Origin of the sequence: Pedobacter alluvionis (assembly GCF_003664035.1) — a bacterium.
Classification (GTDB): Bacteria; Bacteroidota; Bacteroidia; order Sphingobacteriales; family Sphingobacteriaceae; genus Pedobacter; species Pedobacter alluvionis.
In genome coordinates this window covers 1-18,125 of the sequence record NZ_RCCK01000011.1, presented here as the reverse complement: position 1 = coordinate 18,125, position 18,125 = coordinate 1, and the positions used below count along the sequence as shown (strand labels likewise).

At 42.5% G+C, this 18,125-nt stretch carries 14 protein-coding genes; 9 read left to right on the top strand and 5 right to left on the bottom strand.

Features of this window, described 5'->3' with window-relative positions:
• The first annotated feature begins 10 nt into the window (after positions 1–10).
• On the top strand, positions 11–1,831 hold the full coding sequence (locus tag BCL90_RS07875; protein WP_166792129.1) for a clostripain-related cysteine peptidase: 1,821 nt from the start codon (positions 11–13) through the stop codon (positions 1,829–1,831).
• A gap of 105 nt (positions 1,832–1,936) precedes the next feature.
• Positions 1,937–2,914 carry a methyltransferase domain-containing protein gene (locus BCL90_RS07870; protein WP_121283498.1) on the top strand — a complete coding sequence of 326 codons (978 nt, stop codon included), beginning with the start codon at positions 1,937–1,939 and terminating at the stop codon, positions 2,912–2,914.
• A 70-nt stretch (positions 2,915–2,984) separates the two neighbouring features.
• On the opposite strand, the gene BCL90_RS07865 is transcribed toward BCL90_RS07870, so the two are convergent.
• The 5 genes from BCL90_RS07865 to BCL90_RS07845 all read right to left on the bottom strand — a co-directional run bounded on the left by BCL90_RS07865 (position 2,985) and on the right by BCL90_RS07845 (position 8,661).
• A complete protein-coding gene (locus BCL90_RS07865; protein WP_121283497.1) occupies positions 2,985–3,881 on the bottom strand; it encodes a hypothetical protein in 897 nt (298 codons plus the stop codon).
• A 15-nt stretch (positions 3,882–3,896) separates the two neighbouring features.
• Positions 3,897–4,466, bottom strand: a complete 570-nt coding sequence (locus BCL90_RS07860) for a glycoside hydrolase family 108 protein (protein WP_121283496.1) — start codon at positions 4,464–4,466, stop codon at positions 3,897–3,899.
• A 295-nt stretch (positions 4,467–4,761) separates the two neighbouring features.
• Positions 4,762–5,775 carry a phytanoyl-CoA dioxygenase family protein gene (locus tag BCL90_RS07855; protein WP_121283495.1) on the bottom strand — a complete coding sequence of 338 codons (1,014 nt, stop codon included), beginning with the start codon at positions 5,773–5,775 and terminating at the stop codon, positions 4,762–4,764.
• A gap of 2 nt (positions 5,776–5,777) precedes the next feature.
• Positions 5,778–6,974 carry an aspartyl/asparaginyl beta-hydroxylase domain-containing protein gene (locus BCL90_RS07850; protein ID WP_121283494.1) on the bottom strand — a complete coding sequence of 399 codons (1,197 nt, stop codon included), beginning with the start codon at positions 6,972–6,974 and terminating at the stop codon, positions 5,778–5,780.
• On the bottom strand, positions 6,958–8,661 hold the full coding sequence (locus tag BCL90_RS07845; protein ID WP_121283493.1) for a carbamoyltransferase family protein: 1,704 nt from the start codon (positions 8,659–8,661) through the stop codon (positions 6,958–6,960). Before BCL90_RS07845 ends, BCL90_RS07850 begins: the two co-directional genes overlap by 17 nt.
• 199 nt (positions 8,662–8,860) lie before the next feature.
• Between BCL90_RS07845 and BCL90_RS07840 the strand changes: the two genes are divergently transcribed.
• From BCL90_RS07840 to BCL90_RS25620, 7 genes are all read left to right on the top strand, one after another.
• Positions 8,861–9,577 carry a Fe2+-dependent dioxygenase gene (locus BCL90_RS07840; RefSeq protein ID WP_121283492.1) on the top strand — a complete coding sequence of 239 codons (717 nt, stop codon included), beginning with the start codon at positions 8,861–8,863 and terminating at the stop codon, positions 9,575–9,577.
• Between the two features lie 9 nt (positions 9,578–9,586).
• Positions 9,587–10,711, top strand: coding sequence for an ABC transporter substrate-binding protein (locus BCL90_RS07835; RefSeq protein WP_121283491.1), 1,125 nt, complete (start codon positions 9,587–9,589; stop codon positions 10,709–10,711).
• A gap of 1 nt (position 10,712) precedes the next feature.
• Positions 10,713–11,651 (top strand): formyltransferase family protein, encoded by a 939-nt coding sequence (locus BCL90_RS07830; RefSeq protein WP_121283490.1) that lies wholly within the window; start codon positions 10,713–10,715, stop codon positions 11,649–11,651.
• A gap of 6 nt (positions 11,652–11,657) precedes the next feature.
• Complete coding sequence (locus tag BCL90_RS07825) at positions 11,658–12,269, top strand: phage tail protein (protein ID WP_121283489.1); 612 nt, start codon at positions 11,658–11,660, stop codon at positions 12,267–12,269.
• A 24-nt stretch (positions 12,270–12,293) separates the two neighbouring features.
• The gene (locus BCL90_RS07820) at positions 12,294–12,911 is read left to right on the top strand and encodes a phage tail protein (protein WP_208529803.1); all 618 of its coding nucleotides are present in this window, start codon (positions 12,294–12,296) and stop codon (positions 12,909–12,911) included.
• A gap of 31 nt (positions 12,912–12,942) precedes the next feature.
• Positions 12,943–13,563: a phage tail protein gene (locus tag BCL90_RS07815; RefSeq protein ID WP_121283487.1), complete on the top strand. Its 621-nt coding sequence runs from the start codon at positions 12,943–12,945 to the stop codon at positions 13,561–13,563.
• A 105-nt stretch (positions 13,564–13,668) separates the two neighbouring features.
• On the top strand, positions 13,669–18,125 hold a 4,457-nt coding region (locus BCL90_RS25620), incomplete at its 3' end, for a beta strand repeat-containing protein (RefSeq protein WP_167467748.1).

Genomic DNA, 18,125 nt, shown 5'->3' with positions numbered 1-18,125 from the left:
ACTATTAATATTGGCTGCACTAATATTTTACGCTGGTACAAGCCATGCTCAAAACCTGGAGCCTAAACGCAGTTTTGTACTGCTGATCTATATGAATGGATCTGACCTGGAAAGTAAACATCAGTTGGCGAGTGAAGACATTAATGAAATTACTCATTCCTATAAAAACGTTGATGATAATTTTGCAACAGTGATTTTGCATGGCGGGACTAAAAAATGGCATCTTTCTGCGCCGATTTCCAGTGATAGCCTTACCTATAGCAAGGTTACTAAAGACGGTTTTGAAAAAGTAAAAGTTACGGCAAACAAAAGTATAGGAAACCCATCAACCCTGGTTGATTTTATCGCTTATAGTAAAAAGAACTTTCCGGCAGAAAGATACGGTTTGATTTTTTGGAATCACGGACGAGGTAGTGTACACGGTTTTGGATATGATGAATTATTTCCTGAAGATATTTCCCTGTCGCTGCGTGAAATGGGAGAGGCTTTTGCTGATTTGAAACGTAGCCAGAATGATTTGAACCTGGATTTTATAGGTTTTGATGCCTGTTTAATGGCAACCATTGAAACCGCCACTGTACTGGCGCCCTATGCTGAATACATGGTGGCCTCACAAGAGCTCGAACCTGGTAACGGTTGGAATTATCAATATATCATCAACTCCTTATCTACCAATCCAAACCTAAAAACAGCTCAACTTCTGGAGGGAATTGCAAAATCGTATATTGATACTTATTCGTCTCAACCCTATCTCCAGGCAACATTGTCTGTAATAGCGCTTAATAAAGTAGATGCTTTAAATATAAGTGTAGGAAAATTAATCAGTAACATTTCTGCAAATCTAAATTCAACGTACCCCGCAAAGGAAGCTTTTAAACAGAAGTCAAATTACCGGGCCAAGTCCAAATCATTCGGATTGCCGTCTTTTTCGTTCGCGGCTGAAGATATGATTGATATTTTTAGCTTTTTTAAGATAGCAGCTAAAAGTACAGACACATTGTTTAGTGATTTCGAGAAAAAGATGCGGGATGCAGTTTTATTCAATGTTTATTCAAAAAATTTAGATAAAGATGCCATTTCGGGGCTTTCGGTATATTTTCCTTATTACAATAGAAAAACGGCCAGTCAATTAAATGATTATTTGAAAACGCCTTTCAGTACAGCGTTTGAAAAATTTATCGAAAATTATGTAGCTGAATTAATTGGGGGCGGTGCTGATAGCGTTTTTGTTAGTGATTCGGGAAGAAAGTTAAATGCTGCCATGTTGGTTAACACCAATAAGATTTACTTAAATATCAGAAAATTAATAGGAGATCATACGCTGGTGTCGTATGGATTGGATGCCTATGATACAAATGTTGATCACCGTGGATATATCACCTTATATGGGGGTAATGAAAAATGGGATTCCAGGTGGATCAGCATTAACGATATCAATGTTTGTGTATTTATGGGGCTTTCCAATCAATCAGGTGTATCTTACAATGTACCTGTGCTTTGGAATGGAAAACAAGCAGAACTGATTATAAAATATTTTAATGTTGATGGGGAAAATTTGGCTAAAGTGATCGGATTTCGGGAGATCTCTGCTGATGGCATTACCGATAAGATTAAAGACCTGCAAGCTCATGATGAAATTGTTTTTCTGGGTCAAAATGCCCTGGATGAATCAATGAGTATTGAATTGGGCAAACTTACTATTATTGATCCCTCCGCTTTAGATATCAAACTTTTAAGGCTACCAAAAGGAAATTATCAGGTAGGATTTTGTATGGTTGATTTCTACGGAAATAAACACTATACCAAATTCGAAGATTATATAATAAATTAAAATGCCGTATTTAATACGCTCAAATAAATTAATAATTAAGGATCAATCTGAGCTAAATTTAATCTTTTAGTTTGGTATTACTTTTAGCATTAGGTATAAATATACGTGGAATTAACGACTCAACAACGCAACGAAAGCATTTCTGCCGCAACTAATGCCTTACTTTTTGAAGAGGACTATTTGCATATTAAAAATGCGATAGATCAGCTCCATTTGCTTTTTGCTGGTACAACAGGGGTAAATGCAGGTGATATTACGGATAAAGATATTGATCTGCCAAGTGGTAAGGCGGTTTCAACCATAAAGGCAGCCCATTGCCTGATGGAGATTGATCGGACGCGTAAATTTTTAAGAGGTATATATCAGGCCATCTGCCAGTTTTTAAGTGAACGGCCAAATCAGACAGTTAATATACTTTATGCAGGATGTGGCCCTTACGCTACTTTGCTTACACCATTAACAACACTTTTTACCGCACAGCAGGTGAGGTTTATCCTGCTGGACGTTAATGCTGAGTCACTTGATGCTGCACGCTTATTATACAGCCAATTGGGTGTACTTGATTATGTAATGGATTTTGTTTGTACTGATGCAACACGTTATCAAATTCCTGAAGATGTGAAGTTTGATATAGTTATTTCAGAAACGATGCTTAATGCGTTAAGAAAGGAGCCCCAGCTGGCGATTATGAATAATCTTATTCCTCAACTAAATCCACAAGCTATTTTCATTCCGGAAAACATAACCGTTGAAGCTGTATTAACCCGATGGGAAGAAGAATACAACCATTTTACAATACCGGATTATCAGCCCAAAAGGATAAAAGCAGGATTGGTGTATAGTACCAGTCGGGAATTCCAGCTTCCGCAGCCAGTGGTTTTACAGGTACCTGCTTCTGAAACCCATAACCGACTTGATTTATTTACCGAAATAACGGTATTCGGTAAAGAGGTATTGACAACTTACAATTGCAGTCTAACGATGCCATTAGCCGTGTGTAAGTTAGAAAACGAGAAACAGGATATAACAGTAACATTTCAATATGTAATGTCTGATAAGCCTGGCTTCACCTGTACATTTTAAAAAAAAAAGCATTTTCAAAAGAAAAGCGCCAGAATAACCTGCCGCTTTCTTTGTTATGCCATAGCTTATTTTAGGGAGTAGTTGTATTATCATTATTTGGGAAAGATGTTACTTCACCTGTAGCAATTGCCGGATTGGCTATAGTAGAAGTAACTGTTGCAGGCTGTGCGGAATTAGCGGTGGCAGGGGCTGTCTGTTGAACTGTAGTCATATCTTGTTGCGGTATTGGTCCTGTACCGGATAATCCGCCATTAGAAGCAGCAGGATCAATTGAAGGGCCATTCTCCTGTGTTTTTAAAGTTAAATAAGCAGCACTGCTTATACCGGTAAGCCATAAAAGTGTCTGACTTAATTCGGGTAAAGCACAACCTGTTTTTATGCTGTATACTTTATTCAGAAAAATTATAACAGCAATTACAGTCCAGATCACCTTCTGGAAACGGTGTACACTTATACCGTTATTATCTGAAAGAATATCAATGAAAAAACCTTCTGAAGGGCTGTTCTGATGCCTGAAGCGGCCATCTTGTATTTCCCGCTTATCGATTATAGTACCTCCGGCTGCCACACCGGCACTTATTCCCATTAGAATCAAAGCCGTTTCATTTAATCCCGTATCATTGCAATTACCCATGCAAAGTTGTAGATAGATGTAACTGCATGATATGACTACTGTCCATACACCTAATTGTACTCTCGAAAGACTAAACGGATTGGTACTTTTAAAGATCCGCAATCGTTTTTGCTTTTTTATTTTTGCAGCATTGGCATCAAAGAGAGGCTCATCATTCACTTCATCACGGAGCATATTTGAAAATAAAGCTAAAGCAATAAAAATCAGGATTATTCCTGATATGGTAATGATTGCCAATGTTTTATGGAGGTCGTAAGAATGACTATTTCCTTTACAACCAGTAATTAGCCCTGTAGCGATCAGGGCCAATATCAGTCTTGAAATTCTTTTCATAATATTCAGACTATATTAGGACAAAGCCGGATTAAATGGTGTTAAACGGCTAAACCACGAACGCTCAAACTGTGCCTGAGAAGGGTTATTTGCGATAATGGCCAGGTAACGCTGTTTCCTGATTTGAATCACCTGGTTATACAGTGCTTCCTGCCCGATACCGTTGGCTGCAGCAAGGGTTTGCGGCCCAACCACACCATCTACGGTAAGCTTACCTGGGCTGATATTGTTTACGGCCTGTTGCAGGAAACGGGAGGCTGTACCAACGCCCATATTTACAGCGGTATCAAATAGCTGATTGGCCAGCTGTTGCCCGTTTAATTGATCCAGGCCAATAGTATCCCAGAAATTTTGTTTGTAAAAAGCCTGTACCTGATTTTGTACCTCACTATTGGCTGCAAGCGTGGCATTGATATTTTGCGGATGTGTTGAAACTGCTTGATTTACCGCAGGCCAGCCCACCCAGTTTGGCCAGAAATTTTTTGCGATGCCAGCGTAGGTTTCACCTCCGCTATCATTGGGATTATTAGCATAACCGCCTTCGTTACCCATTGTAATTTTAAATGCCGGATTGAAAATTGCCATATTTAGATATAATTAAGTTTTTAACTTGTTGTACCCATACGTCAATGCTTCATATACCATAAATGCATTACGATAAATGATCGAAAAATTTAGATTGTTGAGTGCATTAACGTCCTGTTCTTTAATAATTTCTGACAGATGAGTCAGTCTTTGTTATTCAAACCAGGTTATATCAAATATAGCTTTTCATTTTCATTTAAAAGCAAAATGAAAAGATAAATTAATGTAATAAAATTTTCAGCAGTAAGAAGAAACAATGCGTCTGATTTTGCTTGTTTGCAATGTTGGCAGAAACCTATAACCAGCGTTTCTGCTGGCTTATATCTGCAGGCTGATAATTAATATATTGCACAAACCGTGGTTTTAATGAAGTATTTGGGCTGCTGCCATGGGGCAAAGCCTGCTGCCAGATAATAAAATCTCCTGCTTCTGCAGCAATAGGTAAACTGCCAAGTGCATGCAGGTTTTCTGTTCTTGGTTCGGTGCCAGCAGGAAGGGAGCGGAGCCATTCTGATATGCGATTGTGAAACCCGGGAACCAGGGTAAAGGCACCCTGGTTAGGAGCGGTATCTGCAAGGTACAGCAAGCCCTGCAGGTTGAATGGAATAGGAAGGTCGAGACTGCAATCCCAATGTAAATCAGGCCCGGGAAATTTCCATTGATCAGTCTCTGGTGGGTTAAAGCCTACGCGGTCTGTTGTTACCCAGATATCGGTACGCTGCCATAGCTGTTCATAAGCCATTCTGATTCGTTCTGATTGCCTGTTTTTTTTTAATAACGGGTGCTGAAACAATTGTATCATTATTCCTTGCCTTGAAGTATGTGGTCCATACCAGGTTTCGGGGTCGTTGAGTTTTATTTTCAGAAAATCACAAATCACGTCAACAGTTTCCTGGCAATCTTCTTTTGGAACAGCACTTTTCAGGATTAAATAGCCGTTTTGCTCCCAAAAAGTAAGCTCTTCATTACTGAGAACCGATGAAATAGTCTGGGTAAATTCAGGTAACTTATGAAGCAAATTATTAAACTTATTAACTTGTTCTCCGGGCGGCATACCCGATGTAAGCAAGATCCAGTGTTCAAATTCCTCAAATGAAGGCGCATGCTGAAAAAGGTAGGTGAGTGTTTGCTCAATGCCAAGACCCAATACACTCAGTAAAGTTTTATCCAGTTGCCATTCTTTTTTCCAAAGTTCATCATCAAACTGGTTGACTCTTCTAAGCATTACTTTGCTCCAAAAACGCTTCAGGTGCATCAGGCCCGAAGTGCTGAGTGCTGTTGATTGTGGTAAAGTAAAATCTGATGTCATCTTTATTTCTCCGCTTTATGGTTGATATACATATTTTGTTTACATGTCCAGTTCTTCATTTGCGGGAAAGACAGACTACCTTCCTGGCCTGAAGGATAGGTCATTCCATTCCATTGCAATAAAGGAACGCCGAAAAAATGGCCCTGGGTAAAGTTGTCCACAAGGCTTTGCCCTCCACCCTTGTATCCTTTATCGTGAAATACGATATGAGGGTCAATATCCAAATGTACAGATGCAGCATACGACCAGGCTATTGCCATCATCTCGCCGCCGTTATTGAGGTCGTTGTTTGGTAGCGAATCGCTCATATCCATGCGTATTTCAGCCGGCATACAGGCCAGGTGTCCAGCTTCATGTAAAATATCGCCGGGATACAACAGCTTTTCAGTGTCAACAATCAATACGCCATCTCTTAGTTTAAGACCAGGTAAAAAGGTATCTTCATTTATTTTTTCCAGTTGGTACTGTAAACCGATCTCTGAAATAAAGTCAAGAAGTTTAGCAATTAACTGATTATTGTTTAATTCCTTTTCCATTTGATCGGCCAGATGAATTGAATGTGTTGTATTTGCCATTCTCAGGCTTTCAATTACTTGCTGTGAGGTTTCCGGATCTTTTTTCAAAAAGACTGTTTTTTTTCTGCCTTCAGTAATCAGTTTGGTAAGCCAATCGTTTACCTTACAGTCAATAACCAGGTGTATCCGGTCAGCAATACCATTATTTGCTACACGGTGTTTTATGTTCGCGTTAATGTACCAGCAGTCGCCTTCGTTCATCATAATGCGCTCTTCATCTACATAAAACTCAACACCTGGATTAGTGAATATGGGCACATGCAAACGTGCTTCTCCATGTTCAAAGGACAGTTCAATATCTCTGTGTGCTTTAATGACCGATCCTGCGCGAAGATTTAACAGCCGCACAGAAAGTTTTTCACAGTCAAGTTTCTCTAAAAAACGGCAGGTTTCAGGTAGTTTATTTAACAGCGCTGTATTTTCAAAATTTTTGTGATTAAAAAGATCGGCAAAAGGATTATCGCTGTTTCCACCGGGGGTACGCAAAGGCAAAACATGCCAGTTACCTGTATAATCGGCAGTATTGTAATGCGGCATCCAATTATTGCCGGTTAATAAATCGTTCAATTCATGTTGGAGCAAATGAACGTCAATGTTGAGGTTTAATTTAGAGAAGCAAATCATGATACTTGCAAATTATGAAATTATTTAATACCAATACATCTATTGCGCCGGATAAAAAAAGCGATAAAGCTTCGGCAGGCGTTTCCACTATAGGCATTCCTTTGCGATTGAGAGATGTGTTTAATAAAACGCCGATGCCTGTTTTTGCTTCAAAATCTCCAATGAGCTGATAGAAATCAGGATTGAAAGTGCTGGTTACGGTTTGTACCCGGCAGGTACCGTCTTGATGAACAATACCTTCGAGCTGGTTTTTCCATTCAGGCTTTATCTCATCAATCAATATCATGTATGGGCTTTCCCACCCATGAATAAAGTATTTTTGTACATCTTCAATTCTAACTGACGGAGCAAAAGGCCTGAAATCTTCCCTGAACTTTATTTTGCTGTTAATGTGGTTTTTTATATCCTTAATACGCGGATCTGCCAATATGCTCCGGTGGCCTAATGCTCTCGGTCCGAATTCGGCCCCACCCTGAAACCAGCCTACCACTTTGCCAAGCGCAAGTTCGGCAGCTGTAAGCGAAACAAAATCTGGTGTTTGCCTGATCAAAAATGCCGGATTATCATTAATTCCGGCATCTGCTATGGCTCGTTCCACGTCATCATTGGCGTATTCACGTCCGAAAAAAACGTGATCAGGAATGGTTGCTTTTGGCTGTCCCAGAATCTTGTGCCAGCCATAATAGGCACAGCCAATAGCTAGTCCGTTGTCTCCCGCCGCGGGCTGGGTGTATAGATTTTTTACAATGCCCGAACGGCGTAATTTATAATTGGCCACAGCATTTAAGGCCACTCCACCGGCATAAGCGAAATTGGCATGCGGCTGAAGTTTAGACCGTTCCTGAAAGAGATAAATGATTGCCTTTTCAGTTTCGTCCTGTACCCAGCGTGCAATGTCGGCATAGTGGGTAAAATCTTTTTTAAAAGCATCATATCCTGATGAAGGCTTGTTGAAATACAAATCAACATTTTCGTAAAGTACTTCTATTAACCCATTCTCCAGCTTAAATAGTGGTGGTTTCCCATTTATAACGCCGTAGGGCGCCAGGCCCATCAGTTTCCCAACATCATTCAGGTTGCCAAAACAATAATGACTGGCTGCATGATAAAGTCCGCCTATGGAATGATAATTGGTTGGTAGTTTTAATGAAGCCGTGTTCTGATATAATTTAACCTCTGAAAAATCTTTAAACAGCGGAGTTAAATCTTTCCCGTCGAAATAATAAAAGCTGTCTTTTTCACAATACATGCCACTACTAAATAGATAGGGTGGAACCTTTGTGTCTTCAAGATCTAAACACTGGTTGTAAGGGCTGCCCGCACCATCAACTACCATTACATTACATTCTTTGAACGGCGACATGCCTACTGCGCTCCAGGCATGTGCCAGATGATGGGATAGGGTGATCACAGGTATTTGAATATGTTTATCGAAATACCGGCGTCCGGCATATTGGCTTGGTGAGATGTTATTTTCAAAGTTTGAGGCTTGCACAATTAATGCTAAATCACTGGCCTTAATCCCTGCAAAATCAAGGCAATACTGGACGGTATCAAAATCGTTACCTCCGTCATGTTTAATCCTGCTAAGCCTTTCTTTCTCAATAGCAACTATGATTTTGCCATTTTTTAATAAAGCTGTTGATCCATCATGTGATAGGCCTGTTCCCAGAATATAGGTGTCCATTGGTACTTATTGTAATTAAATGTGGGTAATCTCAGCATAAACATATAAATAATTTTGAAATCTGAGCTTATGCGTCTATTTAAGTAGATAAATTGTTTTAATAAAGTTGTTGATAATTGTCAAATTATTTTTGATAAATAGGATATTAAAATATAAAAGTTATTGATAGCTTTACACTTATCCTAATTAGCTACTCTTAATGGACTCTCAACCTACAAACGCACATGTAAATAATATTTGTATTTTAAATAATACGTATTTGCATATTCCAGATTTGCTTAGCGAAACTGAAGTTCACGATATTCGTTTTCTTTTTAAATCCGGAGCATTTGATGATGGCAGGTTAACGGCATATAGTGCTGCAAAAGAAGTAAAAAGCAACTTGCAGCTTAATCCTCAAACACAGGAGCACGTAGCCATTCAACAAAATATTTTAGCTGCACTCAACCGCAATACCTTATTCAGAAATGCGGTCTTACCACACAGTATTCATCCCTTTGTTATCAGTAATTATAAGCCAGGCATGCACTATGGCTGGCATGTGGATAGTCCGGTTATGGGCAATATGATTCGCACTGATGTCGCCCTAACCATTTTTTTGAATGATCCCGAAGAATATGATGGAGGTGAACTGGAACTCCAGACTGCTAATGGCAATATATTATATAAGCTAAATAAAGGTGACGCTATTTGCTATCCATGCACGCAGGTTCATCGCGTACGGGAAGTTACCCGGGGAGAGCGAAACGTTGCGGTAAGCTGGGTGCAGTCACTCGTTAAAGAAACAGTATACAGAAAAATGTTATTTGAAATTTTTCAGGTCACTGAAAATCTCCGTAGCAAAGCACTGGTTGAAGAAGAATATCTTGTATTACAGCAACACTATAGTAATCTGTTGCGCATGTGGGCAAATTAATTAGAATTAATGACAACTAAAAAATTAACGGTGGGCGTTTTGCTTTCCAATTCAAGTATCCTGCCTATGGCTAAGCACTTTAGTACAGGGTTAAAAAATGGACTTAAGGAGCTAAACCAGGAGGTTGAGTTAGAAATTGTGCCCGAATTTATCGGACAAGGTTCCCGTGAACTAGCTGAGGCCGCACTTACCAAACTGGTTAGTTTTGATGATGCCGACGTAATTACCGGAATAGTTTCCAATAAGGTAGGTATTGATCTTTCAGAAAAGATAGCAAATATTAAACGGCCTTTCATCATGAATAACATTGGTGAGCATTTGCCAGATCCTGAAAAGTTTAACGATTACATGTTCCTTAATTCCATTCATACCTGGCAGCAGTTATGGTCCATTGGCCAATGGGGAGTTCAGACTTTTGGTAAAAAAGGAATGTATGTATCTGGTTTGTACGACTGTGGATATTCATTTCAAAGCATGTTAAGTGCTGGTATGGAATCGGCAGCTGGTGGGGTAACTATGCCATTTGCTATTGCGCCGACACCAAACCCCAAAGAAACAGGCGATATTGCTGCTGTATTTGAGCATATACACATTTACAAACCTGATTTTATACTGGCTACTTTTTGCGGAAAAGAAGCTGAAATTTTCTTAACACAATATGTGGAGCAGGGTTTGCATAAAACAACTCCGCTACTTGGTTTGCCGTTTCTGCTGGAGCCATTTACAACAGCTGAGCCAGTTGAAGTTTATACTACATTATCGTTAAACTGTGAATTAAAACAGGAGCAGCTTGATGAGGTAAGTCAGGTAATGGCAAATCCTTTTACGCAGTTTGGCTTTGAAACAGGTCTGCTAATTGCCCAGGCGGTTAAAGACCAGGGCGGAAAATCTTTACAAAAAGCCCTTGCCGAAGCTGCCATTGAAACAGCACGTGGACGTGTTGAAATTGAACCCCGCTCAAATGCGATGCAAAGTAGGGTTTACCTGGTCAAAAATACTTTTAGCGGAATTAAAGATGAAATATCCCGGCAGCTGATTAGTGAACTGGAGACGATTAATATTAATCATGAAGATGTACAGCGGATCAACAGCCAAACCTCTTCCTTTTGGATGAACCCTTATCTAGGCATATAATATGAAAATAGCGGTTATTTGCAACTCAGATTCGCTCGCATTTCCAACTGTCCAGGCATTAGCTGCCCAGGGGCTTTTAGGTGGTGTGGCTATACTGAAGCGAAGCAGCAAAATATTGCTGGGACCGCTGCTGGCTATGGGCTTGTCTACCGATCAGGTATTGCAGTTGAATAAAATATCGTGGCAACAGGAAATGCAAAAGTGGCTAACAGCATCAGATGTGGATGCGGTTTGGGTATTTGGTTTTCCCTGGTTAATTCCTGATGATATGCTTCAAATGGTACGTAATGGTTATTTCAATTTTCATTTTGGTGAATTACCAAAGTATAGTGGAGCTGATCCGATATTCTGGCAACTCAGAAACAATGAACGCTTTGCTAGCCTCACTGTACATCAAATGACGGCAGATATAGATGCAGGTCCGGTTTTGTGGTCAAAGCAGCTACCCATTATAAAAGGTGAAAATTATGGGTTGCTTTGCCAGCGTTTAGGCTTTATGGCCGTAGATGCACTACCTGCCCTGGTGAATAACAGTAATCATCTGCCTGTTATAAATGAAAATAATGAAGATATGGCGAGGTATGAAAAAAGACCCGGTCACCGGGAGCTTGCGATCAATTGGAAACAGCACTCTGCAGACGAAATAGAATGTCTGATTAATGCAGCCAATCCAAAATATGATGGTGCTACAGCCTGGATTAAAAATGCTGAAATACGAATCCTGGAAGTTTCACCGGCAGAGATTCAGTTGCCGGAAGGGGCGAAGCCAGAGCCGGGCACAATAGTTTATGCCGATGCAATTTATGGATTGATTGTGGCATGCCTGGAAAATCGTTTTTTAAAAATCAATATTTTGCACATGCGCGAGGGCTATTTTTCAGGAAGTAAGCTCTTTCAGATGGGGATACAAACAGGAGAAAAATTTATAAACCTAAATTAATATTATATGGAAGGAACAATTGCTGAAGTCCGGATTTTTGCCGGCGATTTTGCGCCTAGAGGCTGGGCGCTTTGCCAGGGGCAGCTGTTAAACGTTAGCACTAACCAGGCTGTTTATGCCTTAGTAGGTACGTTTTACGGCGGAGACGGGCGTACCACTTTCGGATTGCCTGATTTGCGAAGCAGAACAGTAATAGGTCTAGGAGCAGGTGCAAATTTGTCTGTTTATACAACACCAGGGCAAAAAATAGGCGTAGAAACGGTACCACTTACCGTAAATCAAATACCTGCGCATACGCATACCGCCATAGTTACACCTGCAACGGGTAATGGTATCGGTAATGCTACATTCTATGCCAACCCAGGCGGAGGTACGCAAGAGAATGGGCTAGATGCTTTTATCAGCAAGGAGGAAGCCGCTCAAATGGCCAGTTTCGCTACCGGCGGTACTTTGAGTGCTTTACATAATAGCTCTTTAGAGGTTACAAATGTTAACATTCCCAATCCGACTGTTGCATTACAACCCGCAGGAGCCAGTGCCGGGCATAATAACATCATGCCAAGCATTGCACTCAATTACATTATCTGTATACAAGGATATTTTCCATCAAGAAATTAATTACTAAACCTTAATAAAATAATTATGGAAGGAACAGTTGGCGAAATCCGTGCATTTGCAGGCACTTTCGCACCAAGAACCTGGATGTTTTGCCAAGGGCAACAAATGTCCTTATCTCAATATCAAGTTTTATATGCAATCATCGGTACCATTTATGGTGGAGACGGTGTGAATACTTTCAATTTACCCAACATTGCCAGCCGTATAGTAGTAGGAGCAGGCCAGGGCGTTGCCCTTAGCGCTTATCAATTAGGACAGGTAAACGGACAGGAAGGTCATACTTTGACTTCAATGGAGCTGCCAGCCCATACGCACCAAATTACCCCTACTTACAGTACCACTGCAGCATCAGTAAATATTTCATTAAATGCAGTCGCTGCTCCTGGTCCTGAAAATAGTCCGGTGGGTAATTATCTGGCACAAGACTCAACGAATATTGACAATGTTTATGCAAATCCGGCTAATTCTCCAAATCTGGTTAACCTGAATAGCAATGCTGCACAGGTTAGCAATCTCTCACCGCCAATACCAAAAGTAACCATCGGTGCAGCAGGTGGTAGCTTGCCACACAATAATATACAACCGGTACTGGCTGTAAACTACATCATTTGTATAGAAGGACTTTTCCCTTCAAGAAACTAAATAAATTGATTCATACTAAATTTTATCAAAAATGGAAGGAACTATAGGAGAAGTAAGGATGTTCGCCGGAACGTTTGTACCGATGAACTGGTCTGCATGTAGTGGCCAAACTTTAGCAATACGTGCGTACACCACCCTTTATGCTATAATTGGTACTAATTATGGAGGCGATGGTACAAACACATTTAAATTGCCTGATTTACAGGGAAGAACTATTGTAGGTACAGGTCAGGGGGCTGGGCTTTCAGCATACAGCATAGGTGACACAAACGGCACAGAATCAGTAACAATCGGTCTGCCGGAAATGTCAGCTCATATACATAATTTAGCATATATACCTGCAGCAGGTACAGCAACTGTAACCGTTAAAGCATCTGCTGACCAATATGATGAGCCCAGCCCTACAGGCAATCTTTTAGGTGCGCCAATTTCATCGGGGGAAATGTTATATGGCGTACCACAAGCGCCGGCACAACAAGCGCCAATGGCTAATGGCACGCTGAGTATACAAAGTGTAACCGGGCCGCAGTTAACCAACATGGCTATTGCAGCTTCTGGCTCAGCAACACCTGCCGTCCATGAGAACAGGCAACCCTCAATGGCCCTTTATTATGTGATTTGTATACAAGGACTTTTTCCTTCAAGAGACTAAAAACCAGCTTATCCACAATCATTTATCAGTATAACCGGTAAACTTCAATCCCGGTTATACTTTTTATTTCTACTGCAAGTATTGAAGATTTAGAAAAGTAATTATATGAGGAAATTTTACAAAAAAGTATTTCATTTTTTATTCATTATCCCGGTGCTTTTAATCAGTGTATTAAGTGCCAGGGCCGCTTTATCTAAAGGGGATCTTGCGGTAATTGGAATGAACGGTGACGTAGATGCCGGAACAACCATACGTAGTTTTGCGGTAGTGGCACTTAATACTATTGCTGCGAATGAGGTGATTTATATTACCGACCGCGGATGGGTAAATACCTATGGCTCAACTGCAGGACATTTTGTAGGTGTAACAACAACAAATGAGGGAACTTTGCAATGGCAGCCTTCAGTAGCAATATCAGCAGGTACGGTGATTATTTTCAAGATTGACTTAGCTAACAGGCAAGTATTGGGAACAAAAGGGGATGGCAGTTCGCTTCCAGCAGATTTTTCTATACTTTCGAACTCGTGGACTAACACTACTCTTTCTGCCAACCCATGGAATCCAGCAACGGGTGATCAGTTATTAATCTACCAGGGAAGTGAAAGCAGTCCTTCATTTATTTTTGCTTTTAATAATCTCAGATTAAATGTTGCTGTTGGGACTTCTTCAAACGGATGGCATATAAATCCCAACAGTGTTGAGCCCACTAATCAGCTTCCAGCTTATAGCGAATTACCATCTGATCTAGGTACAAGTTATTCTACTGCCTTTTTTACGAGTACAGCTAATTCACGTTATCCCAATGTAAAATATAATCCTACCTTATCAAGTGGGTCAAAAGCCACTATTTTAGCGGATATTACCAATACGGCAAATTGGGTCAATACAACTTCATCTGGTACACCGTATAACTTTAGTCTGGGTTTTAGCTCTAGTAATATAAAACAATTTAACCTGAGCAGTTCTACAGCACCAACTGTTACTGCCTCCAGGATAAGCATTAGCGGTGCAAGTGGCACAGGTGGTGCATTTAAGATAGGAGATGTGGTAACCGGAACCTGGGACAATACAGCCAGCGGCGATAATAATTCGGGCCTTACTGCCGTAACAATGGATTTTAGCCAGTTCGGTGGTGGTGCTGCAGTTTCAGCTACCGACAATAGCGGCACCTGGACAGCAACCTATACAATTGCAGCCGGTACCATTGATGCTACAAACAGAAATATTTCAATAACCGCAACAAATTCAGTAGGGCCTACAACTACGGCCGATGATGCTAATGCTACCGTTGATAATCAGGCGGCATCAGTAGTGATTACGAGCACTGCCGGTGCATCCGGGGGATCGACCAGTACTTCGCCAATTCCATTTACAGTTACTTTTTCGGAGACTGTAACCGGTTTTGTAGCAGGAGATATTATACCAGGAAATGCCACCATCAGTGGTTTTTCAGGAAGCGGAACAACTTATACTTTTAATGCCACGCCAACAGCCAATGGTGCCGTAACGATAAATGTTGCGGCCAATATAGCACAGGATGATGCAGGCAATGGCAACACAGCTGCAAGTCAGTTTTCTATTACCTATGGACAGGCCGTCGCCGCACCAACGGTAACGGCTTTGAGCCCAACCAGTGGCCCGACCAGTGGAGGCACTAGCGTGACCATTACTGGCACCGACTTCAGCGGGGCGACCGCGGTGACCTTTGGCGCTACGGCAGCTACAGGCTTCACCGTTAACTCGGCAACACAGATCACGGCGACCTCACCGGCAGGAACAGGCACCGTTGATGTCCGCATCACTACAACAGGGGGCACCAGTGCGACCAGTGCCAGCGACCAGTTTACCTATGTCGCTGCACCAACTGTAACGGCTTTGAGCCCAATCAGTGGCCCGACCAGCGGAGGCACTAGCGTGACCATTACCGGAACCAACTTCAGCGGTGCGACCGCGGTGACCTTTGGTGCTACGGCGGCTACGGGCTTCACCGTTAACTCGGCAACACAGATCACGGCGACCGCACCGGCAGGAACAGGCACCGTTGATGTCCGCATCACTACAACAGGGGGCACCAGTGCGACCAGTGCCAGCGACCAGTTTACCTATATCGCCGCACCAACGGTAACGGCTTTGAGCCCAACCAGCGGCCCGACCAGCGGAGGCACTAGCGTGACCATTACCGGCACCAACTTCAGCGGGACTACTGCGGTGACCTTTGGTGCTACGTCGGCTACAGGCTTCACCGTTAACTCGGCAACACAGATCACGGCGACCTCACCGGCAGGAACAGGCACCGTTGATGTCCGCATCACTACAACAGGGGGCACCAGCGCGACCAGTTCCAGCGACCAGTTTACCTATGTCGCCGCACCAACGGTAACGGCTTTGAGTCCAACCAGTGGCCCGACCAGCGGAGGCACTAGCGTAACCATTACCGGCACCAACTTCAGCGGGGCGACCGCGGTGACCTTTGGCGCTACGGCGGCTACAGGCTTTACCGTTAACTCGGCAACACAGATCACGGCGACCGCACCGGCAGGAACAGGCACGGTTGATGTCCGCGTCACTACAACAGGGGGCACCAGTGCGACCAGTGCCAGCGACCAGTTTACATATGTACAGTCAGCAACAGCCACACCGGTAGTAGCCAGCCCTTCCAATGGCAGTTTAATCACTACGACCGCCCCAGATTATACAGGTACTGCAACAGCGGGGGCAACCGTTACGGTTTATGTAGATGGAGCATCTTTAGGTACCACAACAGCAACTGGCGGGAACTGGTCACTCACACAGCCGGCAGCATTGGCGCAAGGTTCGCATACGGTTTATGCGACTGCACAGGAAACTGGTAATGCAGTAAGCGCAAACAGTACCACCAATACTTTTACGGTTGACTCACAGCGTCCATCCGTTGCGATTACGAGTACTGCAGGTGCTACTGGCGGATCGACCAGTACTTCGCCAATTCCATTTACAGTTACTTTTTCGGAGACCGTAACCGGTTTTGTAGCGGGAGATATTACACCAGGAAATGCCACCATCAGTGGTTTTTCAGGAAGTGGAACAACTTATACTTTTAATGCCACGCCAACAGCCAATGGTGCAGTAACTATTAGTATCGCAGCTAACGTAGCACTGGATGCAGCAGGCAATGGCAACACAGCTGCCAGTCAGTTTTCTATTACCTACGGACAGACAGTAACAGCAACTCCAACAGTAGCCAACCCTGCCAATGGCAGTTTAATCACTACAACTGCCCCAACTTATACAGGTACTGCAACGGCAGATGCAACCGTTACGGTTTATGTAGATGGAGCCTCTTTAGGTACTACAACAGCAACTGGTGGGAACTGGTCACTCACGCAGCCTGCAGTACTGGCACAAGGTTCGCATACGGTTTATGCGACTGCACAGGAAACTGGTAATGCAGTAAGTGCAAACAGTACCACCAATACTTTTACGGTTGACTCGCAGCGTCCATCCGTTGCGATTACGAGCACTGCAGGTGCATCTGGCGGATCGACCAGTACTTCGCCAATTCCATTTACAGTTACTTTTTCGGAGACCGTAACCGGTTTTGTAGCGGGAGATATTACACCAGGAAATGCCACCATCAGTGGTTTTTCAGGAAGTGGAACAACTTATACTTTTAATGCCACGCCAACAGCCAATGGTGCAGTAACTATTAGTATCGCAGCTAACGTAGCACTGGATGCAGCAGGCAATGGCAACACAGCTGCCAGTCAGTTTTCCATTACCTACACTCAGGCATCTCAAATTACCGCTTCAGCCGGGACTTTTCCATCAGCGTTAAGTACAATTTATGGAACCGCATCAACATCAACTAGTGTAAACGTATCAGCTACAGGATTAACTGCCGGTATTACAGCTACTCCATCATCAACAGCTAATTTTGAAGTAAGTGCTGATGGTACAAATTTTGGTACTTCTGCTATCATCGGTACTTCGGGTACGGTATCGGGTACGGTTTATGTAAGATTAACAGCAACTGCTGCTGCTAATACAAATATTACAGGGAATATAACATTAACCAGTACGGGCACTAACAGTCCAGTTATCACTATACCAACCAGTACTGTTGCGCAAAGAGTTATTACAGTAACGGCCGCAGCAAAAAGCAAAACTTATGGCGATGCAGATCCTGCACTGACTTATACCTCTGCACCTGCATTGGTAACAGGCGATAGCTTCAGCGGAAGCCTGACCAGGTTGCCTGGAGAAAATGTAGGTACGTATGCCATCAACCAGGGAACACTTGCTTTGAGCAGCAACTATACCTTAACTTATGTTGGTGCTGATTTAACAATCGGTGCGAAAACAATAACAGTAACGGCCGCAGCGAAAAGCAAAACTTATGGCGATGCAGATCCTGCACTGACTTATACCTCTGCACCTTCACTGGTAACAGGGGATAGCTTCAGCGGAAGCCTGACCAGGTTGCCTGGAGAAAATGTGGGTACCTATGCAATCAACCAGGGTACATTAGCCTTGAACAGCAATTATACCTTGACGTATGTTGGTGCTGATTTAACGATCGGTGC

Bases quoted from the DNA above. Each gene is read 5' to 3' on its own strand.
- BCL90_RS07865 (WP_121283497.1), bottom strand. From the start codon at position 3,881: ATGAAAAGAATTTCAAGACTGATATTGGCCCTGATCGCTACAGGGCTA.
- BCL90_RS07860 (WP_121283496.1), bottom strand. From the start codon at position 4,466: ATGGCAATTTTCAATCCGGCATTTAAAATTACAATGGGTAACGAAGGC.
- BCL90_RS07855 (WP_121283495.1), bottom strand. From the start codon at position 5,775: ATGACATCAGATTTTACTTTACCACAATCAACAGCACTCAGCACTTCG.
- BCL90_RS07850 (WP_121283494.1), bottom strand. From the start codon at position 6,974: ATGATTTGCTTCTCTAAATTAAACCTCAACATTGACGTTCATTTGCTC.
- BCL90_RS07845 (WP_121283493.1), bottom strand. From the start codon at position 8,661: ATGGACACCTATATTCTGGGAACAGGCCTATCACATGATGGATCAACA.
- BCL90_RS07840 (WP_121283492.1), top strand. From the start codon at position 8,861: ATGGACTCTCAACCTACAAACGCACATGTAAATAATATTTGTATTTTA.
- BCL90_RS07835 (WP_121283491.1), top strand. From the start codon at position 9,587: ATGACAACTAAAAAATTAACGGTGGGCGTTTTGCTTTCCAATTCAAGT.
- BCL90_RS07830 (WP_121283490.1), top strand. From the start codon at position 10,713: ATGAAAATAGCGGTTATTTGCAACTCAGATTCGCTCGCATTTCCAACT.
- BCL90_RS07825 (WP_121283489.1), top strand. From the start codon at position 11,658: ATGGAAGGAACAATTGCTGAAGTCCGGATTTTTGCCGGCGATTTTGCG.
- BCL90_RS07820 (WP_208529803.1), top strand. From the start codon at position 12,294: ATGGAAGGAACAGTTGGCGAAATCCGTGCATTTGCAGGCACTTTCGCA.
- BCL90_RS07815 (WP_121283487.1), top strand. From the start codon at position 12,943: ATGGAAGGAACTATAGGAGAAGTAAGGATGTTCGCCGGAACGTTTGTA.